Source organism: Tepidicaulis sp. (genome assembly GCF_965222285.1).
Lineage (GTDB): Bacteria > Pseudomonadota > Alphaproteobacteria > Parvibaculales > Parvibaculaceae > Tepidicaulis.
The window spans coordinates 3536392-3563391 of record NZ_OZ244942.1 but is presented as its reverse complement, the minus strand read 5'-3'; the positions used below and the strand labels follow the sequence as shown (position 1 = coordinate 3563391).

Below are 27000 nucleotides of genomic sequence, written 5' to 3'. Positions count from 1 at the left end.
TGCAGCTCTGACAGAGGTTATGATGATTACGCCGCCGCCTGCCCAAAACCCGACCGCCTATAACCGGACCGCCGCCACGGGGCTGGGTCTTGCGCTTTATCTTTACACCGCCCGGCGCTTCGAGGCGCCCGCGCCCGCCGAGCTTGCCTTCTTCATCCGCGCGCTGTGCCTTTTGACCGCCTTTGAAGTGAGCCTCGTTGCCGGGCTCGCCGCGCTTTACTTCGACACGGGCGAAGAGCGCGCAAGGCGCCCTGCCCTTCTCACCGCCGCGCTCTGGACGGGCGGCGTTTTCGCCTGCAACTGGCTGGTGAGCGCCTTCGTGCGCGCGGGCACCGAGGCCTATGTGGCCTTCGGCCTGCCGCCGCTTTACGGGCCGGTTATGTAAGGGAAAACGAAAGACAGCAAAGCCTAAGCAGCGCTTTGCTTGTCTTTCTGTTTTTGCGGACGGGCTTTTTTCATCGGGTCTTCCAAAGCTTCGATGAGATGGCGCTCGACGGCTTTCAGCTTATTGGCATTTGTCACCTTGTGGCCGACGAGATCCTTCACATAGAAAACGTCGACCGCGCGCTCACCGAAAGTTGCGACCTGGGCCGAGCCGATGGTGAGGCCGAGATGGAAGATCGTGCGGGTAAGCGCATGAAGGAGCCCCGGCCTGTCGAGACCGTTCACCTCGATCAGGGTAAACTCGTCCGACCCCTGATTATCGATATAGACTTGCGGGCTGATGGAGAAGGCTTCCACCCGCTTTTGGCGCTTGTAGCGGCTTTCGATCGCATCGGGTGCGAGAATGTCGCCGGAGAGCACCTTGCGGATCGTCTCTTCCAGGCTTTTGAGACGGCGCGGCTCTGAAATCGCACCCATCTCCGCGTCATGCACCCAAAGCGTGTCGAGCGCCATGCCGTCGCGGGTCGTGAAAATCTTCGCTTCGAGAATTTCCGTTCCCGCCGCAGCGCACGCCCCGGCAAAGCGGGAGAAGAGACCCGGATGGTCCTGCGCATAAAGCGTAACCTCCGTCGCATCGCTTTTCGGATCGGGCCGGGCGAAAACGGCAAGACCGTTATCGGCGGCCTCATGGATCATTTGCGCATGGCGCAGATGCGTGGCGGTATCGAAAGAGAGCCAATAAGAATCCGGGTGGCGGCGAAAATATTTTTCCCGGCGTGTTTTCGGCCAGTCGCCAAGAGCCTTTTCGAGTTCCGCCTTGGATTGGTCGATGCGCTGCTTGCGGTTGATCTGCTGCTCGCCGCCCATCACCGCGTCGGTTTCATAATAAAGCTGGCGCAGAAGCTGGCTCTTCCAGCCGTTCCAGGTGCCCGGCCCCACGGCGCGAATGTCGGCCTCGGTCAGGATTTCCAAAAGCTTCAAGCGCTCCGGGCTTTGCACCAGCTCGGCGAAATCCTTCAAGGTCTTGGGGTCGGAAAGATCGCGCTTCTGGGCGACATCGGACATGACGAGATGGTTCTCGACGAGCCAGGCGACGGTTTCCGTTTCGCCGGGCCCCATGCCGAGACGCGGGCAAAGCTTCTTGGCGATCTTCGCGCCGGCTTCCGAATGATCTTCCGGGCGGCCCTTGGCGATGTCATGCAGGAACATCGCCGCATAGAGCACATTGCGGTTATTGATCTTTTGAAAAAGCTCGGCGGCAAGCGGATGTTCGTCCGCAAGCTCCCCGCGCTCGATCTCGGAGAGAATACCGATGGCCCGCAGCAAGTGCTCGTCCGCCGTATAATGGTGATACATGTTGAACTGCATCAGCGCGACGATGCGGCCGAAATCGGTGACGAATTTCCCGAGCAGGCCCACCTCGTTCATCTTGCGCAAGGTGCGCTCCGGGTCCTTGCGGCTTGAAAGGATTTCAAGGAAGAGCCGGTTCGCTTCTTCATCGGCGCGCAGTTCGGCCTTCACGAGTTTCAGCGAGCGGGTGACGAGTTTGAGCGCGTCGGGGTGAATGAGCAGCCCATGTTCTTGAGCGACATGAAAAAGCCGGATGAGATTGACCGGGTCTTTTTCGAAGAAATCCTCCGAGGTGACGGTGAGCCGGCCCCTATCCACCGCAAAGCCCTGAATGTCCTTCTTGCGGCGCAGCGCCTGCATGAAGCGGCCGATGCCCGGCTTCTTCTTCTGCTCCTGCTCTTCGAGCACCGTGCAGAGAATGCGGGTGAGATCGCCCACATCTTTTGCGACGAGAAAATAGTGCTTCATGAAGCGCTCGACGCCTTTCAGGCCGCCATGCCCCTGATAGCCGAGGACGCGGGAAAGTTCCGGCTGAATGTCGAACGTGATGCGCTCTTCCGCCCGGCCCGTGAGGAAATGCAGCATGCAGCGCACGGCCCAGAGAAAATCATCCGCGCGCACGAGCGCATTGAATTCCTGGCGCGTGAAAATACCGACCTTGGCCAGCTCGTTCGGGCTTTTGAGCTGATAGATATATTTGGCGATCCAGAACATGGTGTGGATGTCGCGCTGGCCGCCCTTGCCGTCCTTCACATTGGGTTCGACGAGATAGCGCGAGCGCCCGGAACGTTCATGGCGCTCGTCCTGCTCGGCCAATTTCGCCTCGACGAATTCCACCGCCGTGCCTTTGGCGACGTCTTTAAAGAAGCGCTCTTCCAGTTCCTCGAAGAGCTTATGCTCGCCGATCAGAAAACGCGCCTCGAGAATGGAGGTGCGGATCGTCATGTCTTCCTTGGAAAGGCGCACGCTTTCATCGACCGAGCGCGTGGCATGGCCGACTTTGAGCCCGAGGTCCCAAAGGATGTAGAGCATGTATTCGACAAGGCTCTCGCCCCAGGGGGTCTGCTTGTACGGCAGCAAAAAGAGAAGATCGACGTCGGAGCCCGGCGCCATGGTGCCCCGGCCATAGCCGCCCACGGCCACGACGGCAAGACGCTCGGCCTCCGACGGATTGGCGACGGGAAAGACCCGGGCCGTAGCAAAGTCATAAAGCGAGATAATGACGCTATCCATGAGCTCGGCCAGCGCGCTCGCGCAGGCCCGGCCCTTATAGGTCCCGCCTTCCAGGCGCTCGCGGCAAAGCGCCCTGCCCGCTTTCAGCTCACCCCGAAGCCGGTCCACCACCTGCCGGCGCACCGCCATTTCATCGCCGCCCTGATCGGCAAAGCCGATAAGCTCGGCGGTCAGCGCCTCACGGTCCGAGATAGCGCTGGGCGCGGCAGGTTTGTCGGCAGGTTTCGCTGCAGCTTTTGCGGCTTTGGGGGACATGAAAGCTCCGGGTGGTCGGATGGTCCGTTTGTCAGACCGCCTTCAAGGGCGGTTCTTTCTTATGTATAGCACGCCAGCGGCTTTGCGAGGCCGCTGGCGCGAGGGAGGAGAGAGAGGCAGCCTTACGAGGCAAGCAGCCTTTATGCGCTTCGCAAGCCCCGCGCCAAAAGCAGCCTTACGGTAAGGGCGCAGAAATACGCGCTTTTTTCGCCGGATTTATCGTTCCGGTATCGTAACAATGGCGAAAACTTGGGCGCACCCAGCCCGGTCCGCCTAAAATCCGGGCAGCCTGCCGTGTGAGTAAATGGCTTAACGCGGCGCAGAGGTTTTCCGCCTCCCCCATGCCCTTTCTTCGCCAGATGTGAATCGCAATCACGGGCCGGCTTGCGCTTTCAGCGAGTCACCGGGGCACAGCACGCGCATAGTCCGTCCACGGACTTATCCACAAGTGCGGCAAAAATCCCCTTTTGACACGTTTTTGCGTCCAAAAAGCGGCTTATTCGCCGTTTTCGGCGAGTTTTTGCGCTTTTAGCTCATAAAGCAGATCCAGCGCTTCTTTCGGGCTGAGCTCGTCCGGATTGACAGCCTCAAAGGCCTCTTCCAGCGCGCCTTTCTTCGCCCCGCGCGAATCCGCTGGCCGCGGCGCGGCGGAGAAAAGCGGCAAATCATCCACAATGCGGCCCGCGCCGCGTGTTTCCGCCCCGCTTTCCAGCACATGCAGCACGTCATTTGCCCGGGCGATGACGGCAGGCGGCAGGCCGGCAAGCTTGGCGACCTGAATGCCGTAGGAGCGGTCGGCGGCCCCCGGCCCCACTTCATGCAGGAAGACCACATCCCCCTGCCATTCCTTCACCTTCATCGTCGCATTGGCAAGGAAAGGCAGCTTTTCGGCAAGGGCGGTGAGCTCGTGATAATGGGTGGCAAAAAGCGCCCGGCAGCGGTTTTCCTCATGCAGATGCTCGACCGCCGCCCAGGCGATGGAGAGCCCGTCAAAAGTCGCCGTGCCGCGGCCGATCTCATCCAGAATGACGAGCGAGCGGGGCCCGGCCTGATTGAGAATGGCCGCCGTCTCCACCATTTCCACCATGAAGGTGGAGCGCCCGCGCGCCAGATCGTCCGCCGCCCCGACGCGGGAAAAGAGCCGGTCCACCACCCCGATATGGGCAGCAGAGGCGGGCACGTAGGAACCCATTTGGGCCAGAATGGCGATGAGCGCGTTCTGGCGCAGGAAGGTGGATTTACCGGCCATGTTGGGGCCGGTCAGAAGCCAGAGCCGGCGCGCCTCCCCCTTATCGCCGGAAAGATCGGCGTCATTCGGCACAAAAGGCCCCTCACCTGCCTTTTCCAGCGCTGCTTCCACGACAGGGTGGCGGCCGCCGGTCACTTCAAAGGCAAGACTGTCATCGATCCTTGGGCGCGTGTAGCGCCGCTCTTCGGCCAGATCGGCAAGGGCGGCGGCCACATCGAGCCGGGCCAGCGCTTCGGCGGCCTGCGAAATCGCCGCCGCTTCTTCCTTCACCGCCTCGGAAAGCTCCGAGAAGAGCTCCATCTCAAGGGCGATGGCGCGGCCCGCCGCCTCGGTAATGCGCGAGGCAATGTCGGAGAGCTCGACCGTGGTAAAGCGCACGGCATTCGCCAGCGTCTGGCGGTGAATATAGGCGTCCTTATGAACGCCGGTCATGAGCGGGTCGGCGTGGCGCGGCGAGACCTCGATATAATAGCCCAGCACGTTATTGTGCTTGATCTTGAGCGCGCCGATGCCCGTCTCTTCGGCATATTTCGATTGCAGGCCCGCAATGACGCGGCGGCTTTCATCGCGCAGCACCCGGCATTCATCGAGCGGGGCGGAAAAGCCTTTGGCGACAAAGCCGCCATCCCGCGCGAGAAGCGGGAGATCGGGGCTGAGCGCCGCCGTCAGCCTGTCCTGAAGAGCCGCCGCCCGCCCTTCCAGCGCCGCGCGCTCACGGGCGATTTCCTCCGGCAGGGCCTGCGAGGCAGACGCCAAAAGCGCGGCGATCCTATGCGCCCCAGCCAGCCCGTCTCTTGCGGCGGCAAGATCGCGCGGCCCGCCGCGACCGGCAGTCACGCGCGAGAGCGCTCTTGCCATGTCCGGCACGGATTTAAGCTCGGCGCGCAGGCGCGATCTCAGCTCCCGGGCCTCCAGAAACCAGCTTACCGCATCGAGCCGGGCAATGATCGCGGCAGGATCGGTCAGCGGCGCCTTCAGCCGTTCGGCGAGCAGCCTTGCGCCCGCGCCCGTCACCGTGCGGTCGATCACGGAAAGCAGGCTGCCGCGCGCCTCACCCGACAGCGTGCGGGTCAGCTCCAGATTGGCGCGCGTTGCCGCATCCATGGCGAGAAAAGCGCCGCTGCGCGCCGGACGCGGGGCTTTGAGGCGCGGCATCTTGCCGACCTGGGTCAGTTCCAGATAATCGATCAGCGCGCCGGCGGCCGAAAGCTCGCCCCGGCTGAAATGGCCGAAACCGTCCAGCGCGCTTACCTCCAACAGCTCTTTGAGCCGCCGCTCGGCCCGCGTGCTGTCGAAAAGGGAAGGATCGAGCGGGGTCAGCGCGGCGCGCGTCTGGCGCAAGGTTTCGGCAAGCGCCGGGTCGGTGAAAAGCGGGTCGGGCAGGAGAAGCTCGCCCGCCTCGAGCCGGGCAAGCTCGGCGCCAAGCTCGCCGGGGGCGATGCTGGTCACGCGGAAATCGCCCGTCGAAATATCCGCCCAAGCAAGACTGAGCTTGTCGCTCGCCCCGAGCCGTGACAGCGCGGCAAGATAATTGTGCCGGCGGGCATCGAGCAGCGTGTCCTCGGTCAAGGTGCCGGGGGTAACGAGGCGCACCACCTCGCGGCGGACGACGGATTTCGCTCCGCGCTTTTTCGCTTCCGCCGGATCTTCGGTCTGCTCGCAGATCGCCACTTTGAAGGAAAGGCGGATGAGGCGCTCGAGATAGGCATCGGCGGAATGGACCGGGACGCCGCACATGGGGATATCTTCCCCTAAATGCTTGCCTCGTTTCGTAAGCGTAATGTCCAGCGCTTCAGCGGCTTTCACCGCGTCCTCGAAGAAGAGCTCGTAGAAATCGCCCATGCGGTAGAAGAGGAGGGCGCCCGGGTTATCCTTCTTGATCTCCAGATATTGCGCCATCATGGGCGTGACGGCTTTCACCGGCTCGCTGCCGGCGGCGCCGGCGGCTCCCGCCGTGCCCGCGCGCTTTTCCGTCCCCTCGTTTTTCTCGACCGCCGCCATGCTTACCCTCGGAATGAAGGGGCGCAATCTAGCAGATTCTTCTTAAAGGTCCGAGATATCAGAAACTGTCGATCAAATTGGGTTGATAACCTTCACCACCCCTTTGGCTTACGAATTGTCCTACCATTAGATGCCACAAGCGGGTCCGGAAATTGTGATCTCGCCAGATGGGATTTGCGAACATGTCGAACGAATGACGCTACATTCTTCAATTCAGCATTAGGCTGCCCACCATCTAACCAAACCAAACCCACTTTTAGCCCTAGTTCGCTAGTTACAATTCGAACCGGCTCAATCAAATCGGTATCTTGGGACAGGAGCAGCGCTAAATCATATCGCCCATGCCATCCATCATTTACAAGGTGGACGGCCAAATTCACATCAGACCCCTTCTCTTCTGTGTCATGAATTTCAACAAACTGACGCGGATTCGAACCAACGACCGGCCTGCGTTTTGTCTTTGATAGAAACTTTCCATAATGCAAACGAAGGGACGGGAGAGTTGACAGTGCACTAAAGAGTATTTGTTGACGCCGCGGCGCATCGGGATCACCTGCCCGGGAACTCACTCTAGCAGTAAAATATCTAATCGACTCAAGCTGATCTTGAGGACGTAATAGTTCTTCAGAGAGTTTTTGAAGGTTTAGCCATTTGTATTGGGTGCCTTTGAGAGCACGATAATACAAATTGAAGCCGTCTACATAGACATAGACTCGCAAGTTCCCCCTCCCAAACGACAAAGGCCGTCGAGACTTTCGCCCCAAACGGCCCTTGAGCTAACGGCACGCCGCTAGCGGGTATGTTGTAAATATAATCAGCCGGTCTTCTTTGTCAAATTTATTCTTGACATTTTCCATAAACCGAGTCCGCTCGATACATAGTTTTAACGTATTGATTTTAAAAGTTTTTGCCGACTCGGTGTCGCCTTTTAGCGCACACGCGCTGTTCAATTAATTGGCAGAGTATAGCCCAAGAGGCACACTTAGAAAGCCCGAAATTTCACCATAAAACTCCTTCCCAATGTCGCCCCTTAACCCAGCCGTTAACCCTTTCAGGCATTGTCTTTCCTCAAGAAGCACCGGGCGTTTCCGTAAAAAAGAGCGGGCGGGGGGTAGCGGGGCAGAGCAATATGCGTTAAGAACGCCGCGCCCGATCATTTCAAAAGTTGCGCAGATTGGCCATGACGAGAAACAAAAAAGCATTTACCGACGAAGAAGCGCTGCGTTTCCACGCCCGGGGCAAGCCCGGCAAGCTGGAAATCAACGCCACCAAGCCCATGGCCACGCAGCGGGATCTCTCGCTCGCCTATTCGCCGGGCGTCGCCGCGCCGGTGCGCGCCATCGCCGAGAACCCGGACACCGCCTACGACTACACCTCCAAAGGCAACATGGTCGCGGTGATCTCCAACGGCACGGCCATTCTCGGTCTCGGCAATCTGGGCGCGCTTGCCTCCAAGCCCGTGATGGAAGGCAAGGCGGTGCTCTTCAAGCGCTTTGCCGATGTCGATTCCATCGATCTTGAAATCGAAACGGAAGATGTCGACGCCTTCATCAATTCCGTGCGCTATCTGGGGCCTTCGTTCGGCGGCATCAACCTGGAAGACATCAAGGCGCCGGACTGCTTCATCATCGAAGAACGCCTGCGCGAATGCATGAACATTCCCGTCTTCCATGACGACCAGCATGGCACGGCGATCATTTCCGCCGCCGGTCTCATCAACGCGCTTTATCTGACGGGCAAGGACATCAAGGACATTACCGTCGTCGTCAACGGCGCGGGCTCGGCGGGCATTGCCTGCCTCGAGCTCATCAAGGCGATGGGCCTGCCGCACGATCAGGCTATCCTCTGCGATACGAAAGGCGTCATCTATCAGGGCCGCGAAGAAGGCATGAACCAGTGGAAGTCGGCCCATGCGGTGCCGACCGACAAGCGCACGCTCGAAGAAGCGGTAAAAGGCGCGGATGTTTTTCTGGGGCTTTCCGTGCAAGGCGCGCTGACCCCTGAAATGGTCGCCTCCATGGCCGACAAGCCGATCATTTTTGCAATGGCGAACCCGGACCCGGAAATCACGCCGGAAGAAGTCGCCGAAGTGCGCGACGATGCGATCATGGCGACGGGCCGCTCGGACTATCCGAACCAGGTCAACAACGTTCTCGGCTTTCCTTACATCTTCCGCGGCGCACTCGATGTGCGCGCAACGACGATCAACGAAGCGATGAAGATCGCCGCCGCCGAAGCGCTTGCGAAACTTGCGCGCGAAGACGTGCCCGATGAAGTAGCCGCCGCTTATCAGGGCGAGCGCCCGCGTTTCGGCGCAAGCTACATTATCCCCGTGCCCTTCGATCCGCGCCTCATTCGCGAGATCCCTTCCGCCGTTGCAAAAGCTGCGATGGATACCGGCGTTGCGCGCATGCCGATCGTCGATATGGACGGGTATAAGAACAAGCTCTCCGCCCGCCTCGATCCGACGCAAGGCTCGCTGCAGGTGATCTACGAGCATGTCAAACGCGATCCGAAACGCGTGGTCTTTGCCGAAGGCGAAGAGGAACGCGTCATCCGCGCGGCGCTCACCTTCCGCGATCTCGAGCTCGGCCATCCGATCCTGATCGGCCGGGAAGAGCGTATCCGCGAGACGATGCGCTCCATCGGATTGGACTCCGGCACGGCGCTCGAAATCGTCAACTCGCGCGTTTCGCACCGCGCGGATACTTACGCCGATTTCCTCTATAAGCGTTTGCAGCGGCGCGGCTATCTGCAGCGCGACTGTCTGCGCATGGTGAACAACGACCGCAACATCTTCGGCGCCTGCATGGTCGAACACGGCGATGCCGATGCGATGGTGACGGGGGCAACGCGCAATTATGCCGTCGCGCTTTCTGAAGTGCTGCGCGTCATCGATCCCTTGCCGGGCTCGCGTGTCATGGGCATTTCCATGATCATCGTGCGCGGGCGCACCGTGCTTGTCGCCGACACGAATGTGCACGACATGCCAAGCGCCGAAGAGCTTGCCGATATCGCGATGCAGGCGGCCGAAGTGAACCGCCGCCTCGGCCAAGAACCGCGCGTTGCCATGCTTGCCTATTCCACCTTCGGCCATCCTTCGGGCGAGCGCTCGACGCTGATGCGCGAGGCGACGGAAATTCTCGACAAGCGCGGCGCCGATTTCGAATATGACGGGGAAATGGCCGCCGATGTGGCGCTCAGTAAAGAGGCGATGGCGCTTTATCCGTTCTGCCGCCTTTCGGGCCCCGCCAATGTGCTGATCATGCCGGCCATTCATTCCGCTTCCATCTCGACAAAGATGCTGCAATCACTGGGCGGGGCCGAAGTGATCGGTCCGCTTCTGACCGGCCTTTCCCGGCCCGTGCAGATCGTCAATCTGGGCGCGACGGTTTCCGACCTCGTCAACATGGCCGCTTTCGCTGCATACGATCTCGACAGCACCTCACGCCTCGTGCGCTAAGGCGCTTCGACAAGGAATTCCCCGTGAAGGCGTTGCCAGAGCCCGGCAGCGCCTTCATAGTATCCGCTCTCGTGACACCACATCATAAGCGGAGGCCCCCATGCGGTTTGCATCCATTCTCGCGCTTTCATTCGCGCTTGCCCCGGCTCTTGCCGGCGGCGCGCTTGCCGGTGAAACGCCGGCGCCCGAAGGGGCGGAAGTTTATTTCATTGCGCCGGAAGACGGCGCGACGGTTTCAAGCCCCGTTACCGTGCAATTCGGTCTGAAAGGCATGGGCGTTGCGCCTGCCGGGATCGACAAGGACCATACCGGCCATCACCACTTGCTTGTCGATACACCGATGCTGGAAGGCGAGGCGCTGGATTATTCCATTCCCGCCGACGAGAACCATGTGCATTTCGGCGGCGGCCAGACGGAAACGAAAATCGAGCTGGAACCGGGCACGCATACGCTGCAATTGCTGCTCGGCGACATGAACCATATTCCGCATAACCCTCCCGTCGCTTCCGAGCAGATCACCATCACGGTCGAATAGACCGGGACGGCGCGCAGACATGCAAAAGGCGGCCTTTCGAGGCCGCTTTTTCATTTGCGCAATGGCGCGCGGATTACTTGTTCGCGAATTTCGTGAAATAGCGGTCGTTGATGCGCGAGACCGGGAAGAGGATCAGCACATCGGTGGTGCCGAACTGGCTGTCCACCACCGCGCCGTCGCCAATATAGCAGCCCGCGCGGATATAACCCTTGATCATGGGCGGCAGGGCGCGCAAGGCGCCGCGCAGATCGATCTCTTCGCGCGTCATGCGGTTCATTTCCACATACTGATCGTCGAGCGCGCGCACATACCACTCATCCGGCGTCAGGAACTCGTGATAAAGATAGGAGAGGGGCAGGGCAAGCTCGTCCGGGTCCGTCGTTTCGAAACTCGCGCAGCCGAACATCACATCGAGCCCATGCATGGCGATGTAATGACCGATGCCGTGCCAGAGCAGTTCCACCGTCGGCTTGTTGCGGTAGGCAGGCAGCACGCAGGAACGGCCGAGCTCCAAAAAGCGCAGGCCTTCCTTACGGGCGCGGGCGAGCAGCGGCTCGATGTCGTATTCGCCGGCCGTATAAAAGCCGCCATGGGCATCGGCCACCTCCTGGCGCAGCAGGCGATAACAGCCGACCACCGCTTGCGGGGGCACGCCGTCACCTTCCCAGCCTTCGGCCAGCTTGTGGTCGATCACCAGAAGGTGGTCGCAAATATCGTCGAACCGGTCCATGTCGCGGCGGGTCGCCAGCGCCGTGGGGTCCGGGGTCGCGGACATTTCTTCGTAGAAAACGTGATAGCGCAGCGCCTGGGCCGCATCGATCTCTTCGGGCGTCTGTGCCAGACGCACTTCCAGCGCCCCGCGCCGACCAAAGGTCGCCGCGCTTGCGCTTGCGTCTGTCTGGGATAGCTGCGTGCCCTGCCCAGATACCGCCTCTTTTGACCGTGCCATGCCCGAACCCATACCAACTCCAGGGGCTGTTCTTTCGGCGGTGATCGTAGTGAGACTGCCCGTCATTTGCACTATCCTTTCATTAACTAGGCTAAGCGTGCAAGGAGCCTGTCCCTTCTTGAACCCGAATTGTGACCCTGTGATGTCACACTTAAGGTCCTGATTCTACTTTTAATTCCCCGCTCTCTGCAGCCCTGGAGGCCGATTCGATGGCGCCGCGCCGCTGCAACCAGGCCAGGAAAAGAAGGCCGGGCAGGGCGGCAAGCGCAGTGAGCGAGAAGAAGACCGCCCAGCCGCTGAGCGCCACCATGTAGCCTGCGCCCGCCGAAAAGACGGTGCGCCCCGTCGCCGCCAGCGCCGTCAACAGCGCGAACTGCGTCGCCGTCACATCGCGGGCCTGACAAAGATGCGAAAGGAAGGCGACGAAGACAACCGTGCCGAGCCCGCCCGTCACCTGCTCGACCGCCACCGCGCCTGCCAGCACCAGCGCATCATCGCCCGCCAGCGCCAACACCACGAAGGCAAGATTGGAGAGAAGCTGCAAAATACCCGCGATCCAGAGGCTGCGGGTCATGGGCAGGAACTTCATCATCGCCCCGCCGAGAAAGCCGCCGACCAGCACCATGGGGAAACCCACGCCATTGGCGATGCGCGTATAGGTTTCTTTTTCAAAACCGATATCGAGCGCAAAGGGCCCCATCAAGGTGCCCGCCAAGGCATCACCCAGTTTGAAAAGCAGCACGAAAAGCAGCAGCGAAACCCAGTCGGGCTTTTGCGCGAACTCGGTGAAGGGACGGATCACCGCATCTTCAAAGCGCTCCTTCGCGCTCATATGCGCCTGGCGCGCCTGAACTTCCGCATTGCCTTCCGGCTCGCGCGCCAAAAGCACGGCGATCATGCAAAGCGCGATAAGCGCGGCCATGGCGCCGTAGCCCGCGCTCCAGACCCAGTCCTGCGAGACACCGGCGCCTTGCAAGGCCGAGACGATTTCCACCGTGCCTGCACCGGAGGCGAGAAGCGCGATACGGTAAGCGGCAACGTAATTCGCCATGCCCGCCGCATATTGGTTTTCATCGAGGCTTTCGATGCGGAAGGCATCGATGACGATATCCTGCGTGGCCGAAACGAACGTCACCCCCAGCGCGGCAAGCGCCATGACAACGGGGGCGGCGGCAGGGTCCACCAACCCCATGGCCGTAATGGCAAGGACGAGCAGCAGCTGACAGCCGAGCAGCCAGCCGCGGCGGCGCCCGAAAAACCGCGTCAAAAGCGGGAAGGGCAGCGCATCGACGGCGGGCGCCCAGATGAATTTCAGCACATAAGGAATGCCGACCAGCGCGAAGAGGCCGATCGTGCCGATATCGACGCCCGCCTCGCGCAGCCAAAGATTGAGCGTGGAATGGGTGAGCGCCAGCGGCACCCCGGCGGAAAAGCCGAGCACCAGAATAACGAGCACGCGCGGCTCTGTATAAACGCTCCAGGCCCGCAGCCAGTTTGCTGCAAAGCGGCTGGGCCGGGCAGGTTTTTGCAGCTCGTCCATATTCTTCCCCCGAAAGCGGGGCTACCATACGTGCCCGGCGTCAAAACCGCGAGGAAAGATGATGGGCAAAATAGCAGAACTTTGCCTGAGACGGGCAGGGGAGGCGGATTGCAAAACCCTCTCCGCCATCGCCTTCACCGCCAAAGCTCATTGGGGTTATGACGACGCTTTCATGGAAGCGTGCCGCGCCGAACTCAGCTTCGATGCGGGCCGGGTCAAAGCCGAGCATATCGTCATTGCCGAACGGGCGGGGGAACCTGCCGGATTTTATTCGCTCGTTGCGAGCGAGGCGCCGGGGGTGGGGGAAGTGGAAGACATGTTCGTTCTGCCCGGCCATATGGGCGCGGGTATCGGGCGCGCCTTGATGGCGGACCTTGCACGCGAGGCGAAGACACGCGGGATGAACCGGCTCGAGGTCGATGCCGATCCTAATGCGCGCGTTTTTTACGAGAAGATGGGGTTCAAGGTCTTTGCCGCCTCGCCTTCCGCTTCCATTCCGGGGCGTAAGCTGCCGCGGCTTTACCTTACGCTTTAAGCGGCAGCGTAAGCCGAGCGCCGGCCCGCCCATTGCGAAAGCGCGGCCTGCAATTCTTCGGGCATGACGGGTTTGGAGAGATAATCGTCCATGCCCGCATCGAGACAGGCCTGCCGGTCCTCGACCATCGCATTGGCGGTAAGCGCGATGATGGGCACATCGGACCATTCAGGGCCGAGCGCGCGGATGCGTTTCGTTGCCTCGAAGCCATCCACTTCGGGCATATGCAAATCCATCAGCACAAGATCGAAATAGCCGCCGGGCTCGCCCTTCAGCGCCTCGACGACTTCCGCACCATTCTCCACCATTCTGACCTTGTGACCCTGGCGCTCCAAAAGCGTGCGGGTGAGAATGGCGTTCAGCTCATTATCCTCGGCAACAAGCACGCTCAGCCCGTCGCTCTTTTCGGCGCTGGCCTCAGACACGGCGGCGGACACTTCTTGTACCGTCTCCACCTCGCCCGCCAGCAAGCGGCGCTTAAAGGAGGACTGGCGCACCGGGCGCACGAGATAGCCGTCAAACGCTTCAGGCGCTGCCGTGCCCGGCGCCACGATGACGAGCGTGCGCGTACCCGCTTCTTCCAGAAGTCTGGTGATCTCTTCGCGCCGTGCCTCGGCATTGCGCTCGCAAATGAAGGCAATGTCGGCGGGGCCGTCTTCCATGGCGGCAAAGCCTTGCGCGACGTCGGCGCCCATATTTTCCAGAAGATGCTGCAAGGCGCGCGAGGTCATCGGCGATGAAACGGCGACAAGCGCGCGCCGCCCGTCAAGATCGCGGGCCGAAGGCAGCGCCGCCTCTTCCACATCGCATTCGAGCGTGAAAGCGAAAGTCGAGCCCACGCCCTTTTCGCTCACGACCGAAATCTCGCCGCCCATCGCCTCGACAAGACGTTTGGAAATGGCAAGGCCAAGGCCCGTGCCTTCGAAGCGGCGGGCAAGGCTGGAATCGGCCTGCGAGAATTCATCGAAGATGCGCGCGGCATCTTCCTCGCTCATGCCGATGCCTGTATCTTCAATCAGCACTTTCAGCCGCGCGCGCCCGTCCGCCGCCGGCATGTCATCGGCGAGCGACACATGAATGAGCACACCGCCTTGTTCGGTGAACTTCACCGCATTGCCGGCCAGGTTCATGATGATCTGGCGCAGGCGGATTTCATCGCCCTTGAGAATGCGCGGCACATCCGGATCGACGATGGAAGCGATGTCGATGTCTTTTTCAAAAGCGCGGGCGGCCAGAAGTTCCGTCACGCTTTCGATGAATTCATGCGGGCTGAAGGGCTCGTTATCGAGATGGATCTTGCCCGCCTCGATTTTCGAATAATCGAGAATGTCGTTGATGATGGCGAGCAGCGAGCGGCCGGAGTCGCGCACCGCCTCGGCATAAGAGCGCTGGGCGGGCACCAGCTCGGTGTCGAGCAGAAGCTGCGTCATGCCGAGCACGGCATTCATCGGTGTACGGATTTCATGGCTCATGGTCGCAAGGAAAAGGCTCTTGGCCTTGTTGGCGCGCTGGGCTTCTTCCAGCGCCTCGCCGAGCTGCTGCTCGACGAGCTTGCGGTCGGTAATGTCCCGGCCCATGGTCTGAATTTCCGCAAGCCGCCCGTCTTCATCGCGGATGGCAAACTCCTCCCAGGCAAACCAGCGCGGGCCGCGCGTGGTGACGACATGCTGGTCGTATCGCACCCGGTAAGGCGGCAAAGCCAGGCCTGCGAAGTCACCGAAATAGGCGGGGATTTCACCTTCAGGCACATCGGGAATAAAGACCGAACCGATCACCTCATCGCGCGGCACGCCGAAAGTCTGGCAGAAAACGTCATTGGCATAGGTCGTAAAGCCGCGCAGGTCTTTTCTGAAAATCACATCGCCCTGCGCATCGATCAGCGTGCGGTAGCGCTCTTCGCTTTCTTTCAGTTCCCAGTTGCGGTCGGACAATGTTTCGAAGCGCGCCTCGAAAGCCGCGCGCTGACGCGCCGCCTTGCGGCGTTCCTGCAGATAAAGCAGACCGAAAACCGAGGCCGCCCCCGCCCCGATCATCCCGGTGCCGGCCATCAGGCCGAGCAGCATATCCGCGCCCATCATGAACTGCGTTCCCCTTTACGCCCCCGCATATAGCTCAAGCAGGGTCTGCCACGCCGCCCGGAGCCGCGGCGCAGCGCGCCCGGCTCTTCAGCGGTCCCTCCAGCCTCGCCCGGAGAAGTTACAAAGGGCTTAAAATGCCCCGTATTGTGCGGGTTTTGGCCTCTTCCGGCCCGTCAGGCGGCGGCCCCGAGCCTTCCTGCGGCAAGCTGGCGGTAGGAAAGCGCCTCGGCGATATGGAGGCGGCCGACGGAGGCCGTGCCTTCGAGATCGGCAAGGGTGCGGGCGACGCGCAGCACCCGGTGATAGCCGCGGGCAGTGAGTTTCATGGCCTCCGCCGCCTCGCTTAAAAGCGCCCGGCCCGCTTCATCGGGGCTTGCCACTTTTTCCAGAAGCTCGCCCTCGGCCTGGGCATTGAGAAACGTGCCTGCCTGAAGGAGCGTGCGCCCCTCACTCTCACCACTTTCGTGACCTACAGTCACATCGCCGTAGCGCTTTGCCTGGATTTGCCGGGCACGGGCGATGCGCTGGGCAATATCGGCGGAGCTTTCGGCAGGGGGCGGCAGCGCCAGATCGGCGGCGGAGACGGCAGGCACATCTACATGAATGTCGATCCGGTCCATCAGCGGGCCGGAAAGTTTGGCCTGATAGTCGCCCACGCAGCGCGGCACCCTGGCGCAGGCCTGGCTCATGTCCCCGGCATGGCCGCAGCGGCAGGGGTTCATCGCCGCGATGAGCTGGAACCTGGCCGGATAGGTGATATGGGCATTGGCGCGGGCGACGACGGCCTCGCCCGTCTCGATGGGCTGGCGGAGCGAATCGAGTACCTGGCGGGAAAACTCGGGCAGCTCATCGAGAAAGAGCACGCCCCCATGAGCAAGCGAGACCTCGCCCGGCTTTGCCCGGTGGCCGCCGCCGATAAGGGCCGCCATGGAAGCGGAATGGTGGGGCGCGCGGTAAGGGCGCCGCCGCGTCAGACGCCCGCCTGCAAGCTGGCCCGCCATCGAGGCGATCATGGAGGTGTCCAGCATCTCACGGGCGCCGAGCGGGGGCAGAATGCCGGGCAGGCGCGCGGCCAGCATGGATTTGCCGGAGCCGGGCGGGCCGACCATCAGCATGTTGTGCCCGCCGGCCGCCGCCACTTCCAGCGCCCGCTTGGCGCTTTCCTGGCCCTTGATATCCTTCATGTCGGGAAGGGGGCCTGCCGCGTCTTCCGCCTTCAACGGCACGGGCTCGGAAAGGGACTGGCTGCCCTTAAAATGATTGATGAGCTGAATGAGGTTTTTGGGCGCAAGCACGCCTGCCGTTTCGGATCCGAAACCAGCCCAGGCCGCTTCGGAGCCGCAGCCATGGGGGCAGATCAGGCCCTTGCCCCTTCCGTTGGCGGCGACAGCGGCGGGCAGCGCCCCCGTCACCGGGGTCAGCGCGCCGTCAAGCGCCAGCTCCCCGATCGCAACGAAACGGGAAAGATCCTCGGCGCCGATGACATCCATCGCCGCCAGAAGGCCAAGCGCGATGGGCAGGTCGAAATGCGAGCCTTCCTTGGGCAGGTCCGCCGGGGCGAGATTGACGATAATGCGTTTGGGCGGGAGACCCAGGCCAAGCGCGGCAAGGGCGGCGCGCACCCGCTCGCGGCTTTCCCCCACCGCCTTGTCCGGCAGGCCGACAATCGTGAAGGCGGGCAGGCCCGGGCCCATCTGCACCTGCACATCGACCGGCCTTGCGTCCAGCCCCCAAAAGGCCACCGTTTCCACATGCGCGACCATGGCTGCTCCGCTCCCGCGCGCTCCAAACGCGCGCTTGGCAAATTCCCCGTTTTGCCCAGGCTAGCGAAGCAGGCCGCGCCAAACAAGAACATTTTGGGAACATGAACGTGTGCGCCGGGCTGCGCACACGCATCGGGCGCATAGCAGTGTAGTGCCCCAACCGACCAAGTAGAAAGATAGCTAGCACTACGCTCAGTTATGCGTCCACAACTGAGCGATGTAGTGCGGCGCAAAAATTCAAAGTTTTGTACTGAGGCCTTGCAAACCGGAATGCTAAATAGAAAACCCCGCCGAAGCGGGGTTTAGGGAGATTATGCTGCTTTTTTCTCTTCTTCAGTCACAGGTTCTTGCCAATTACGCTTGAACCAAGAGACACTCTTTAGAGCTGGGCCCATCACCCTTACAGCCACTAAAGCAGCTTTCTGCATTTGCTCATAGGTCATCCCACCAATCTCCCTTACGGCCACTTTCAGGCTACGTTGTCGAAGTGTAGCCAGTTTCCCCTAACAGAAACTTTCGTTTCCGGCGAATCATTTTCTAGAGCACGAGCCAACCCCATCGCAAGTTGACGATCACCAGAATTTTGCAAATGAACTTTTAGGTGATCTGATTTCAATTCGCCTTCCCGACAAAGTTTAATCGCAGAAAAGAGTAAACCAGCAACGATATCTGCAGCTTCCTGTTCCGTCAGCTCTTCGTAATCATACTTAGGGGCAAGCTGCACCCAAACAGTACGCAACGTCCAACCTGCCGTTTTTGGCAACTGTGCTCTATTGAAATGGGCCATTCCGAGACAATTTGACGCAGAGTCTTTTAGGATAAAAATCCCATAAAACGTACCCCTCGGTCGCCCTTCACACGGCTTGGCAATGATGCTTTCCGCGTGCTGCAAATACGCCTCAGCATAACTGTCATCATCATATTTGATGGCTTGGCTAGCCCATTCATCTTTCAACTGGCCAAAACTTTCAGGCGTTGCCAACTCTAAAAAAGTCTCACTCCCTTTAGAAAACCGCGACACTGGCGTCCTCACCTTTTTATCTTAAATGGGCCGTATCACCCTGCTATGCAATTAGATTAAAAACTCATTTTATTCAAGAATTTGTGTGCGCTAGACGTTCAGCTGCGGCGAACCCCTAAAACTAAATTCTTTTGTTCAGAAAGATAGCCCAAAGCAAAAACGTAAGGGAACAGTCTCACCCCTCCAGCGGCGGGCCTTTCAGTTCCACGACATTACCTTCCGGGTCGCGGACATAGATCGAGGGGCCGTTGCCTTCGGCGCCGTAGCGGATGCCTTCGCCTTCCACCGGCACGCTGAAATGGGAAAAATGCGCGGCCAGGACACTTTCGCTCCAAGGCTCGATGCGCAGGCAGAGATGGTCCATGTTCTGCGCGCTTTCCGGCACCGCTTCCGCGCCCGCTGCGGCGGGAACGAGATCGATGATCGAGGCGCCGGCGCGCAATTGCTTCATCCCGATTTCCGGGATCTCGCGCTCAAGCTCGGCGCCGATCACATCGCGGTAGAAAGTCAGCGTCTTTTCCATGTCGCGCACACGCAGCACGACATGATCAAGACGCAAGGGTTTGAAAGGCGGCGGCATGGCTTCCTCCTTTCTCCTGAATGAAGACGCGGGAGCGCCAAGAGGCTCAGCGCTTTTCCTCGATCGCGTCCCAGACAAGACCGGCAAGGTTGGAACCGTCGAAACGGTCGATCTCCTGAATGCCGGTCGGGCTCGTCACGTTGATCTCTGTGAGATAGTCGCCGATCACATCGATACCAACGAAGATCAGCCCGCGCCGTTTCAATTCCGGGCCGATGATTTCGCACAGTTCCTGTTCGCGCTTCGTCAGGCCCGCTTTTTCCGGCCGCCCGCCCACATGCATATTGGAGCGGGATTCGCCCTTGGCCGGCACGCGGTTGATGGCGCCGACAGGTTTACCGTCCACCAGGATGATGCGTTTGTCGCCCTTGCGCACATCGGGCAGATATTGCTGGGCGATGAGCGGTTCGTTGGAGAGATTGCCGAAAAGCTCCAAGAGCGAGGCGAGGTTTTCATCGCCTTCGGACAGGCGGAAGACGCCCGCCCCGCCATTGCCGTAAAGCGGCTTGACGATAATGTCCTTGAACTCATCGCGGAAGGCGCGGATTTCGGCCTGATCGAGGGTGATGAGCGTGGGCGGCATGACGCCCGGAAATTCCGTCACGAAGAGCTTTTCCGGCGCGTTGCGCACCTCGCGCGGATTGTTGACGACCAGCGTCTTGGGGTGCACGCGCTCCAGAAGATGGGTCGCGGAAATGTAATTCATATCGAAGGGCGGGTCCTGGCGCATCAGCACCACGTCCATGTCGGTGAGGTCGCGCGGGGAAAATTCGCCGAGGGTGAAATGCGCGCCCTTTTCCCGTTTCACGGAAAGCGGGCTCATGCGGGCATAAACCCGCCCGTCGCGCATGGAAAGCTGATGGGGTTCGTAATAGAAGAGCTGATGGCCGCGGGCCTGCGCTTCCAACGCCAGGGCGAAGGTGGAATCGCCGTTAATGTCGATCCCCGCAATGGGGTCCATCTGGATGGCTGTCTTCAAGCCCATGATCCGTCGCCTTCTTTTCGTTCAGCCGCGCGGGCGGTTTGCCGGAATGCAGTGGCGCACAAGATGGCGACGGGCGCGCCCGGATGCAAGGCGCTTGGGCGCTCACAAATTCCGGCGGGGCAAAATCCGGCGGAAACAAAGAACCGGCTCAGTTCAGCTTCTTGCGCAGCCGCTCGAGGATTTGCGCGGCCTCGGTGGCGAGCGTCCAATTGTCCTGGGCGCGGGCAAGATCGATCGTCTGGCGGAAATCCTCCAGCGCATCGCCGTAGCGGGCAAGGCGGGTGTGGAGTTTGCCGAGGTCGTAGCGGATGGCGGCCTCATCGGGCGCGATCCAGCTCATGCGGGCGAGATATTCGGCGCCTTTTTCCTCATCCCCGGCCTGGAGAGCGCGGGTGAGGAGATTGTTCTGGAGCCGTAACAAAACCAGGCGCGGCGTGACCGGCTGATAGTAATCGGGGTCGAGCCGGGCGCCGGGGCCCATGGCCTGTTCCAGCAGAAGGCGCAGCTCGCGGGCACTCATTTCCGCGCCTTTATTGAAGGGATCGAGGATCGCCATTTCCCCTGCCGCTTCGAGGCGCAGGACAAAATGCGCCGGGAAATTCAGCCCCGTTATATCGAGGCCCGCGGCATGGCCCGCATGAAGATACAGAATGCCGAGCGCCACGGGCAGGCCCTTGCGGCGGGTAATGACATCCACAAGATTGGCGTTTTCCGGGGCGTCATATTGCTCGCGGTCGCCTTCATAATGAAAGCCGCGCCCGAGAATTTCCGAAAGCGCCTCCACCCCCTCACGGGCGGAAAAGCTCTGGCCCATGAAGCGGGCCTTGGCGGCGGCGGCAATGTCGCGCAAATGGCGCTCGCAAGCGGCCAGGTCGGCATCGGGCCGGTCGAGCGCGCCCAGCCAAAGGGCGGCATCGGCCAGAAGATCGGCGCGGGGCTCCTGCCCCCAATCCAGCAATGCCTGCCTGAGTTCGCCCCGATGCATGGCCTGCTCCCTTAGCGCGGGCACGCCGGGGCGCACCGCTTTACTCGTTCTACCTCTGCTCCGGCCGAACGGGCATTTACCCTGATCTACTCTTCAAGCGCCGCGCGCCGGTCCGGATCGTCTTTCAATTGTACATGGCTTATGATGTTGCGCACACCCGAGATATCACGGGCATGGTTAATCACGCGGGTCAGCTCGCGCTGATTTTGCGCAATGCCCATCAGATAGACCCAGCCGCGCACCGTTTCGATGGAGTAATTGATCGCTACGATGTCGGTATCGCGCATGATCTGCGAGCGCAGCTTGGAGGAAATCAGCGTGTCTTTTGCCGCCTGCACAAGGCCCGCGCCTTCCTCGATGCGGATTTCGCTGATCACTTCGCGCACGGCCTTGACGCTCCAGGCAATGCGCACGGCCTCCACCCGCTCTTCCGGCTTATCCACGACGCCGGTGAGCAGCACGCGCCCTTCGCTCACCTGCGTCGAGACACGGGAAAAGAGCTTGTCGTCTTCGGCAAGCAGACGGCGGTTAATCTCGACCTGAATGGAAAGATCATCGGCGGCCGCTTCCAGCCCGCGCTCCTGTGAGGCGCCGATGCCGGCCGCCGCGCCCGCACCGATCACCGTGCCCGTCACCGTGCAGCCGGCAAGGCCGAAACCCAGCACCGCCAACAGCGCTGCCCGAAGAAAAAATGAGGGAGAAGAAAATGCGTGCCCGCTTCCTGCCATTGCCTGCTTCACACTCCGCTAAATTGCCCGCGAATCATCCCCAGTCCGAAGCCTTGCGGCCCCGGCAACCGTAGCATAGTGCAAATTGCGGCGGGAGTTGGGAGAGAGGCTAACGGCAGGCGGCATTCAGCTCGGCGAGCAGGGCATTGAGATCGGTGCGGTAATTTTCCGCCGCCTCGGCCAGCGTCATGAACGGCGCCATGGGGCAGCCGGGACAGTGCATGTGCCGGTGCAGAAAAACGGGCAGGGTGGCCGGATGCAGCCGCATCACCTCGCCCACGATACTTTGCGCGGTCAGCCCCGCGTCCTGAAACTCCGTTTCCTTGAGATGTCCGTCCATGAGAGCACTCCTTCCTCCCCAGAAAGCCATAGCAGTATGAGGCGGGCAGGAGCGGGCGTCTTTGCGCGCGCGCAAGCTTCGGTGGGAATCACTCTTTAAGCGGCAGGTCTTCGGCAATGACGACAAGCGCATGCGGGTCGCGCACGGTCAGTTTCTGGCGGCCCAGCTCGACGACGCCGCGTTCCTGCCAGGCGGAAAGCGTGCGCGAGACGGTATGCAGCGTCGTGCCCGTCAGCTCGGCAATATCCTGCCGGGAAACGGGAAAGTCGATCAGAATGCCGCCCTCCACGCGCCGGCCCGCCTGCGCCACGAGCCGGGCAATGCCATGGGCGATGCGCCGCTCCACGCGCTCCGTCTGCATTTCGCGCAGGCGCGACTGGGTGTCCTGCAAGCGCCCGCCCATGGTGCGCATGGCGTTGAGCGCAATGCCGGGATAGGTCTGCGCCAGCTCGCCGATAGTGGCGCGCGTCCAGCCGAGCGCCCAGGAGTCCGTTACAGCCGTTGCGGTGCCCGGATAAGTCAGCCCGCCGCAAACAGCAACGCAGCCGAACATTTCCTTCGGGCCGATATAGCGGATGATGATTTCCTGTCCCTCGGGCGTAACTTGCGTGACTTTCAGCCGCCCGGCGGAGAGCACATAAAAAGCATCGGCTTCCTGATCCTGCTCGAACGCGCGCTCGCCCGTTTCAAGCTTGCGCCAATGAGCCGCGGCAAGCGCCTCATCCTTGCCGGCAGGATCGAGATTACCGAACACATCCACCGCATCGAGCAGCGCCGGATCGAGCTGTTTTTCCTGCGTGGGCATAAGCACGCCTCTCCCCAGTGAAGGCTCCGCGAATTTTGCGGTGCCCGGCAATCTGCCGGTTCTTTGTCCGCCCGCAAAGACGGAAGAACCAAGGCTTTCTATCTTCGCCTCAAGTCGGGGCCGCATTCAACCGCTGCCTGCCGTGCAAAGGAGAATTTAGATGATGAAAACCGCTTTCCGCGCCGCCATGGCCATTCTGGCGCTCACCGCCCCCGCGCAAGCCGCCGAGGTGGAAGTAAAAATGCTCAACAAGGGCGAGGCCGGCATGATGGTCTTCGAACCGGCGCTGGTGAAAGTCGCGCCCGGCGACACGGTGCGCTTCGTGCCCACCAATCCCGGCCATAACGCGCAGTCGCGCCCCGGCATGCTGCCGGAAGGCGCCGAACCTTTCAAAGGCGGCATCGGCAAAGAGATCGCCGTTACCTTCGAGAAGGAAGGCGTCTATGGCTATGACTGCATGCCCCATTACGGCATGGGCATGGTCGGACTTGTCGTGGTAGGCGATCCCTCCGCCAATCTCGCCGAAGCCGAAGCCGTTAAACAGCGCGGCAGGGCCGCAGACCGCTTCGAGGCGCTTTTTGCCGCACTGAAAAACTAACTCCTTCGTCAAGCATCTCCTCCTGCTTAATGAAGGCTCAACGGCCCGCTTCTCCCGGCGGGCCGTTTCTTTATCTGTTTACGGACAAAATGACGCACCGCCCCTCAATGCTACGGCTCTTTGTCGGGGCGCAAACAAGCCTCTCCAATCTTTCCTCATAGTGGCCTCAATCAGCGACGACGACCCGGTAAATGAGCCGCCGCCAGCTGTATGACCGAGCTAGATGAGGAGTTGAAACGATGAAACCGCTGCTTGGAAAAATACCGCTTGGCAAAACATTGCTTGGCACCGGAGCCGCTCTGATCCTGACGGGTATGACCGGATGGGCGGGGATGGCAAACGCCGAAGAGGTGAGCATCACGCGCGATCCTGCCGAAGTGCCCGCCCCCATCGCCCGCACCGAACCTGCAACCATTCAGGTCACGCTGGAGACAATCGAACGCGTCGCGAAGCTGAATGACGGGAGCGACTACCGCTTCTGGACCTTCAACAATCAGGTGCCCGGCCCGATGATCCGCGCGCGGGTGGGCGACACGGTGGAAGTGACGCTGACCAACAATGAAGAAAGCTGGCTGCAGCACAATGTGGACTTCCATGCCGTCACCGGCCCCGGCGGCGGCGCGCACGCAACGCTTGCCATGCCCGGCGAGACGAAATCCTTCTCCTTCAAAGCCATGAAGCCCGGCCTTTATGTCTATCACTGCGCAACACCGACCGTTGCCCAGCATATCGCCAACGGCATGTATGGGATGATCCTGGTGGAACCGGAAGAAGGGCTGCCGGCAGTCGACCGCGAGTTCTATGTGATGCAGGGCGAGCTTTACACGGTCGAGCCTATCGGCACGAAGGGCGAGCTGACGGAAAGCTATGAACGGCTGATCGACGAGCTTCCCACGCACTATGTCTTCAACGGCAAGGTGGGCGGCCTGATCAAGGACAAGCCCTTGCAGGCGAAAGTCGGCGAAACCGCGCGCATCTATTTCGGTGTGGGCGGCCCGAACAAGACCTCCAGCTTCCATGTGATCGGCGAGATCTTCGACAAGGTCTATGACCTGGGCGGCGTGAAAGCCCATACCGAAGATGTGCAGACCGTCACCGTGGCGCCGGGCGGGGCGACGATCACCGATCTCAGCTTCGAGGTACCGGGCACCTATCTCCTGGTCGACCATGCGCTGAGCCGGGTCGAAAAGGGGCTCGCGGGACACATCAATGTGGAAGGTGAGGAAAATCCCGAGATCTTCCGCGAAAGCCTGCCGCAAAAACAGGCGATGGCCGAGTAAGCAAAGATAACCCCGGCGGTACAAACCGCCGGGGTTATTGATTCACGTCATGGCGGAAATCCGCGCTTTGCCTAAATTGGCAATTATGGGATTGCAACACGGAACCTTGAAGATGGCCTTTGACGGCGCCCATAAGACAGCCGCCCCCGCCGCCGCGCTCGAAAAACAAAGCGGCGAGGCGGTGTTTCTGCATGAGGTGCGCGCTTTTCTTGATGAGGCGTTAACGGAAGATTTGCGCGCCGCGGGCCGGGCGACCACGGGCACGCATTCCGACATCGAGGCTTGCCGTCTCTGGCACAAACGTCTTTATGAAAAAGGCTGGATCGCCCCTGCCTGGCCGAAAGCCCATGGCGGCACGGGCTGGGATGCGCGCCAGCGAATGCTCTTCGAGCGTGAATGCGCCGAGCGCGACGCGCCGGTGCTTTTTGCCGGCGGCCTGCGCAATGTCGGCCCGCTTCTCATCGAAATGGGCAGCGAGGCGCAGCGCGCGCGCTATCTGGAACCGATCCTGAGCGGCGCGCATCTTTGGTGTCAGGGCTATTCGGAAGCAGGCGCAGGCTCGGACCTTGCCGCACTTTCGATGAAGGCGGTGCGCGAAGGCGATACTTATATTCTGAACGGCACGAAAATCTGGACGACGGGCGCACATCTGGCCACCCATATGTTTGCACTTGTGCGCACCGCGTCCACCGGCAAGCCGCAGGAAGGCATTACTTTCCTGCTGATCGATATGAAAAGCCCCGGCATCGAGATTCGTCCTATCCAGACACTTTCCGGGGAGCCGGAATTCAACGAAGTGCATTTCACCGACGTGCGCGTGCCCGCCAGCGAGCGCGTGGGCGAGGAAAACGAAGGCTGGCTCGTTGCCAAGCGGCTCATGCAATATGCCCGCAAGAGCAATACGACGACGGGCCTTCTGCGCCGCACCTACCGCCTTGCCAAGGAGCTTGCGGCAAAAGAGAAACTCGAAGCGGCTTTTGCGGGTGCTTTTGCCGAAGCCGAGATCGGGCTCGACGCATTGGAGCGGGCCGAGGAAGCTGCCAATACGCAGCAGCCCGGCGCGCTCAATTCCTCGATGATGAAACTGCTCGCGACCGAGCTTCATCAAAAGCTGAGCGCGCTTTATCTCGATCTTGCGGGATCCGCAGGGCTCGAAGCGCTCGACCCGGAAGAAATTCTGGAGCGAAGTTCTTCCACGCCGCCGCTTGCTCATGCGGGCGCGAAATATTTCGCCACCCGCGCGGCGAGCATTTATTCGGGCACGAACGAAGTACAGCGTAACATTCTGGCAGCAAGCGTCCTCGGGCTCGGCAAAGCCGTTTGAGCCTACCCCGGCGCGAAAGAGAGATGCAATGGATATGACCTGCACCGTTCCGAAACTTCTCTGGCTCGACAGTTTCGAGATAGGGATTCGTGAGCTCGATAAAGAGCACAGGCAGCTTTTCATGGAACTGAACGAGCTGATGGACTGCCTGGAGCAGGTGCCCGCCGATGAAGAAGAACGCGCCGCGCTTACCGCGCGTCTTGCCGCCGTCATCACCCATCACAAAGCCCATTACGCAAACGAAGAAAGACTGATGGAAAAGCGCAAATATGGCGGGCTCGAGACCCATGCGCGCGAGCACCGGCGTCTTGAAAAAGAATGCGACATGATGCTCGAGACCTTCACGGCACTGCCACCCAGCGCCAATGAGGGACGGCGCGTGCTGGCGCTGCGCATCCGCGATGGGCTGCTCGATCATTTCCTGCATTACGATCTGCGCTACAAATCCCACATGCTGGACGCGATGGGCCGCTAAGCCCCCTTAAAGAAACCCATGCGCGCCGAGCACCGCCGCGCCGATCGTGATGGCGCTCGCCGTCAAGAGCACGACATGCGCCCGGTGCACGAGGCGGAAGGTTGCCTCCGGCGCCGCTTCCGCCTTGCGGTGGAACCAGGCGTGAAGAAAAAGCGGCTCGCCGATGAAAAGCACAAAGGTGAAGATCGCCCAGACCAGCACCATGGCATGCATCCACCAGAAGGCGGGATCGAGAAACCGGTCCCAGGCCTCCAGAAGCCAGGTCATGTAAAAACCGCTGAGCCCGGCAAGCGTAACGGAAATTTTCGCCTGGCCTGAAAAACGCCCTTCTACTTCCTCGAAAAGCCGTAGCCGGTCTTCCGGGCGCGCGAAACGCCGCACGGCAGGCAGGATGACGAGCGTCACCATGGCAACGCCGCCCAGCCAATGCACGAGAGCCAGCACATGCAGCGCCCGCGCTAGGGTCAATTGCTCGAACATTCCCGCATTTCTTCCGTTGGTCTTTAAGGAACTTTCCGCCGCTCATCCTGCGGCAATTGGTACC

Annotated in this window: 24 protein-coding genes; 8 read left to right on the top strand and 16 right to left on the bottom strand. The window is 61.0% G+C overall.

What is annotated here, in order from left to right:
• Window positions 1-19: 19 nt before the first annotated feature.
• Window positions 20-385 (top strand): hypothetical protein, encoded by a 366-nt coding sequence (locus ACOQOT_RS17085; protein WP_420560357.1) that lies wholly within the window; start codon window positions 20-22, stop codon window positions 383-385.
• Between the two features lie 23 nt (window positions 386-408).
• Here the strand turns inward: ACOQOT_RS17085 and ACOQOT_RS17080 are convergent, their stop codons facing one another.
• From ACOQOT_RS17080 to ACOQOT_RS17070, 3 genes are all read right to left on the bottom strand, one after another.
• A complete protein-coding gene (locus ACOQOT_RS17080; RefSeq protein ID WP_420560356.1) occupies window positions 409-3222 on the bottom strand; it encodes a [protein-PII] uridylyltransferase in 2814 nt (937 codons plus the stop codon).
• A 496-nt stretch (window positions 3223-3718) separates the two neighbouring features.
• Window positions 3719-6472: a DNA mismatch repair protein MutS gene (gene mutS / locus ACOQOT_RS17075; protein WP_420560355.1), complete on the bottom strand. Its 2754-nt coding sequence runs from the start codon at window positions 6470-6472 to the stop codon at window positions 3719-3721.
• Window positions 6473-6564: 92 nt separating this feature from the next.
• A complete protein-coding gene (locus ACOQOT_RS17070; protein ID WP_420560354.1) occupies window positions 6565-7191 on the bottom strand; it encodes an NYN domain-containing protein in 627 nt (208 codons plus the stop codon).
• Window positions 7192-7652: 461 nt separating this feature from the next.
• Here ACOQOT_RS17070 and ACOQOT_RS17065 point away from each other — a divergent pair, with 461 nt between their 5' ends.
• Window positions 7653-9935, top strand: a complete 2283-nt coding sequence (locus ACOQOT_RS17065) for an NADP-dependent malic enzyme (RefSeq protein ID WP_420560353.1) — start codon at window positions 7653-7655, stop codon at window positions 9933-9935.
• A 100-nt stretch (window positions 9936-10035) separates the two neighbouring features.
• Entirely contained in the window at window positions 10036-10470 is a 435-nt protein-coding gene (locus ACOQOT_RS17060) for a DUF4399 domain-containing protein (protein WP_420560352.1), read from the top strand.
• 73 nt (window positions 10471-10543) lie between these two features.
• On the opposite strand, the gene ACOQOT_RS17055 is transcribed toward ACOQOT_RS17060, so the two are convergent.
• Both ACOQOT_RS17055 and ACOQOT_RS17050 read right to left on the bottom strand, forming a co-directional pair.
• Complete coding sequence (locus ACOQOT_RS17055) at window positions 10544-11419, bottom strand: GNAT family N-acetyltransferase (RefSeq protein ID WP_420560351.1); 876 nt, start codon at window positions 11417-11419, stop codon at window positions 10544-10546.
• 151 nt (window positions 11420-11570) lie between these two features.
• Window positions 11571-12959 (bottom strand): AmpG family muropeptide MFS transporter, encoded by a 1389-nt coding sequence (locus tag ACOQOT_RS17050; protein ID WP_420560350.1) that lies wholly within the window; start codon window positions 12957-12959, stop codon window positions 11571-11573.
• 58 nt (window positions 12960-13017) lie between these two features.
• On the opposite strand from ACOQOT_RS17050, the gene ACOQOT_RS17045 reads away from it, so the two are divergent.
• A complete protein-coding gene (locus ACOQOT_RS17045) occupies window positions 13018-13494 on the top strand; it encodes a GNAT family N-acetyltransferase (protein ID WP_420560349.1) in 477 nt (158 codons plus the stop codon).
• Here ACOQOT_RS17045 and ACOQOT_RS17040 read toward each other — a convergent pair.
• From ACOQOT_RS17040 to ACOQOT_RS16995, 10 genes are all read right to left on the bottom strand, one after another.
• Complete coding sequence (locus ACOQOT_RS17040) at window positions 13491-15572, bottom strand: response regulator (RefSeq protein WP_420560348.1); 2082 nt, start codon at window positions 15570-15572, stop codon at window positions 13491-13493. The genes ACOQOT_RS17045 and ACOQOT_RS17040 overlap by 4 nt on opposite strands.
• A gap of 173 nt (window positions 15573-15745) precedes the next feature.
• Window positions 15746-17335 (bottom strand): YifB family Mg chelatase-like AAA ATPase, encoded by a 1590-nt coding sequence (locus ACOQOT_RS17035; protein ID WP_420560347.1) that lies wholly within the window; start codon window positions 17333-17335, stop codon window positions 15746-15748.
• A 311-nt stretch (window positions 17336-17646) separates the two neighbouring features.
• Window positions 17647-17778, bottom strand: a complete 132-nt coding sequence (locus ACOQOT_RS17030; protein ID WP_420560346.1) for a hypothetical protein — start codon at window positions 17776-17778, stop codon at window positions 17647-17649.
• A gap of 26 nt (window positions 17779-17804) precedes the next feature.
• Complete coding sequence (locus tag ACOQOT_RS17025) at window positions 17805-18356, bottom strand: hypothetical protein (RefSeq protein ID WP_420560345.1); 552 nt, start codon at window positions 18354-18356, stop codon at window positions 17805-17807.
• A 175-nt stretch (window positions 18357-18531) separates the two neighbouring features.
• Complete coding sequence (locus ACOQOT_RS17020) at window positions 18532-18936, bottom strand: VOC family protein (protein WP_420560344.1); 405 nt, start codon at window positions 18934-18936, stop codon at window positions 18532-18534.
• 46 nt (window positions 18937-18982) lie between these two features.
• Entirely contained in the window at window positions 18983-19921 is a 939-nt protein-coding gene (gene gshB / locus ACOQOT_RS17015) for a glutathione synthase (protein WP_420560343.1), read from the bottom strand.
• Between the two features lie 148 nt (window positions 19922-20069).
• Entirely contained in the window at window positions 20070-20906 is an 837-nt protein-coding gene (locus tag ACOQOT_RS17010) for a SirB1 family protein (protein WP_420560342.1), read from the bottom strand.
• 86 nt (window positions 20907-20992) lie between these two features.
• Window positions 20993-21571: a BON domain-containing protein gene (locus ACOQOT_RS17005; protein ID WP_420561965.1), complete on the bottom strand. Its 579-nt coding sequence runs from the start codon at window positions 21569-21571 to the stop codon at window positions 20993-20995.
• 172 nt (window positions 21572-21743) lie between these two features.
• Complete coding sequence (locus ACOQOT_RS17000; RefSeq protein ID WP_420560341.1) at window positions 21744-21974, bottom strand: DUF1858 domain-containing protein; 231 nt, start codon at window positions 21972-21974, stop codon at window positions 21744-21746.
• An 88-nt stretch (window positions 21975-22062) separates the two neighbouring features.
• Window positions 22063-22779, bottom strand: a complete 717-nt coding sequence (locus ACOQOT_RS16995) for a Crp/Fnr family transcriptional regulator (RefSeq protein WP_420560340.1) — start codon at window positions 22777-22779, stop codon at window positions 22063-22065.
• 160 nt (window positions 22780-22939) lie between these two features.
• Between ACOQOT_RS16995 and ACOQOT_RS16990 the strand changes: the two genes are divergently transcribed.
• The 4 genes from ACOQOT_RS16990 (at window position 22940) to ACOQOT_RS16975 (ending at window position 26456) form a co-directional block, all read left to right on the top strand.
• A complete protein-coding gene (locus tag ACOQOT_RS16990; protein WP_420560339.1) occupies window positions 22940-23377 on the top strand; it encodes a pseudoazurin in 438 nt (145 codons plus the stop codon).
• A 239-nt stretch (window positions 23378-23616) separates the two neighbouring features.
• Window positions 23617-24657, top strand: a complete 1041-nt coding sequence (gene nirK / locus ACOQOT_RS16985; RefSeq protein ID WP_420560338.1) for a copper-containing nitrite reductase — start codon at window positions 23617-23619, stop codon at window positions 24655-24657.
• A 112-nt stretch (window positions 24658-24769) separates the two neighbouring features.
• On the top strand, window positions 24770-25981 hold the full coding sequence (locus ACOQOT_RS16980) for an acyl-CoA dehydrogenase family protein (RefSeq protein ID WP_420560337.1): 1212 nt from the start codon (window positions 24770-24772) through the stop codon (window positions 25979-25981).
• Window positions 25982-26009: 28 nt separating this feature from the next.
• Window positions 26010-26456, top strand: a complete 447-nt coding sequence (locus tag ACOQOT_RS16975; RefSeq protein WP_420560336.1) for a bacteriohemerythrin — start codon at window positions 26010-26012, stop codon at window positions 26454-26456.
• 6 nt (window positions 26457-26462) lie between these two features.
• Here ACOQOT_RS16975 and ACOQOT_RS16970 read toward each other — a convergent pair whose 3' ends face one another.
• Entirely contained in the window at window positions 26463-26936 is a 474-nt protein-coding gene (locus tag ACOQOT_RS16970) for a hypothetical protein (protein WP_420560335.1), read from the bottom strand.
• Window positions 26937-27000: the final 64 nt, after the last annotated feature.

Excerpts from the sequence above, each read along its gene's own strand:
- ACOQOT_RS17010 (WP_420560342.1), bottom strand. The coding sequence starts at position 20,906 with ATGCATCGGGGCGAACTCAGGCAGGCATTGCTGGATTGGGGGCAGGAG.
- ACOQOT_RS17055 (WP_420560351.1), bottom strand. The coding sequence starts at position 11,419 with ATGGCACGGTCAAAAGAGGCGGTATCTGGGCAGGGCACGCAGCTATCC.
- ACOQOT_RS17030 (WP_420560346.1), bottom strand. The coding sequence starts at position 17,778 with ATGACCTATGAGCAAATGCAGAAAGCTGCTTTAGTGGCTGTAAGGGTG.
- ACOQOT_RS17065 (WP_420560353.1), top strand. The coding sequence starts at position 7,653 with ATGACGAGAAACAAAAAAGCATTTACCGACGAAGAAGCGCTGCGTTTC.
- ACOQOT_RS16995 (WP_420560340.1), bottom strand. The coding sequence starts at position 22,779 with ATGCCCACGCAGGAAAAACAGCTCGATCCGGCGCTGCTCGATGCGGTG.
- ACOQOT_RS17040 (WP_420560348.1), bottom strand. The coding sequence starts at position 15,572 with ATGATGGGCGCGGATATGCTGCTCGGCCTGATGGCCGGCACCGGGATG.
- ACOQOT_RS17050 (WP_420560350.1), bottom strand. The coding sequence starts at position 12,959 with ATGGACGAGCTGCAAAAACCTGCCCGGCCCAGCCGCTTTGCAGCAAAC.
- ACOQOT_RS16980 (WP_420560337.1), top strand. The coding sequence starts at position 24,770 with ATGGCCTTTGACGGCGCCCATAAGACAGCCGCCCCCGCCGCCGCGCTC.
- ACOQOT_RS17085 (WP_420560357.1), top strand. The coding sequence starts at position 20 with ATGATGATTACGCCGCCGCCTGCCCAAAACCCGACCGCCTATAACCGG.
- ACOQOT_RS17000 (WP_420560341.1), bottom strand. The coding sequence starts at position 21,974 with ATGGACGGACATCTCAAGGAAACGGAGTTTCAGGACGCGGGGCTGACC.
- ACOQOT_RS17045 (WP_420560349.1), top strand. The coding sequence starts at position 13,018 with ATGATGGGCAAAATAGCAGAACTTTGCCTGAGACGGGCAGGGGAGGCG.
- ACOQOT_RS17060 (WP_420560352.1), top strand. The coding sequence starts at position 10,036 with ATGCGGTTTGCATCCATTCTCGCGCTTTCATTCGCGCTTGCCCCGGCT.
- gshB (WP_420560343.1), bottom strand. The coding sequence starts at position 19,921 with ATGGGCTTGAAGACAGCCATCCAGATGGACCCCATTGCGGGGATCGAC.
- ACOQOT_RS16975 (WP_420560336.1), top strand. The coding sequence starts at position 26,010 with ATGGATATGACCTGCACCGTTCCGAAACTTCTCTGGCTCGACAGTTTC.
- ACOQOT_RS17020 (WP_420560344.1), bottom strand. The coding sequence starts at position 18,936 with ATGCCGCCGCCTTTCAAACCCTTGCGTCTTGATCATGTCGTGCTGCGT.
- ACOQOT_RS17035 (WP_420560347.1), bottom strand. The coding sequence starts at position 17,335 with ATGGTCGCGCATGTGGAAACGGTGGCCTTTTGGGGGCTGGACGCAAGG.
- ACOQOT_RS17080 (WP_420560356.1), bottom strand. The coding sequence starts at position 3,222 with ATGTCCCCCAAAGCCGCAAAAGCTGCAGCGAAACCTGCCGACAAACCT.
- ACOQOT_RS16990 (WP_420560339.1), top strand. The coding sequence starts at position 22,940 with ATGATGAAAACCGCTTTCCGCGCCGCCATGGCCATTCTGGCGCTCACC.
- nirK (WP_420560338.1), top strand. The coding sequence starts at position 23,617 with ATGAAACCGCTGCTTGGAAAAATACCGCTTGGCAAAACATTGCTTGGC.
- mutS (WP_420560355.1), bottom strand. The coding sequence starts at position 6,472 with ATGGCGGCGGTCGAGAAAAACGAGGGGACGGAAAAGCGCGCGGGCACG.
- ACOQOT_RS16970 (WP_420560335.1), bottom strand. The coding sequence starts at position 26,936 with ATGTTCGAGCAATTGACCCTAGCGCGGGCGCTGCATGTGCTGGCTCTC.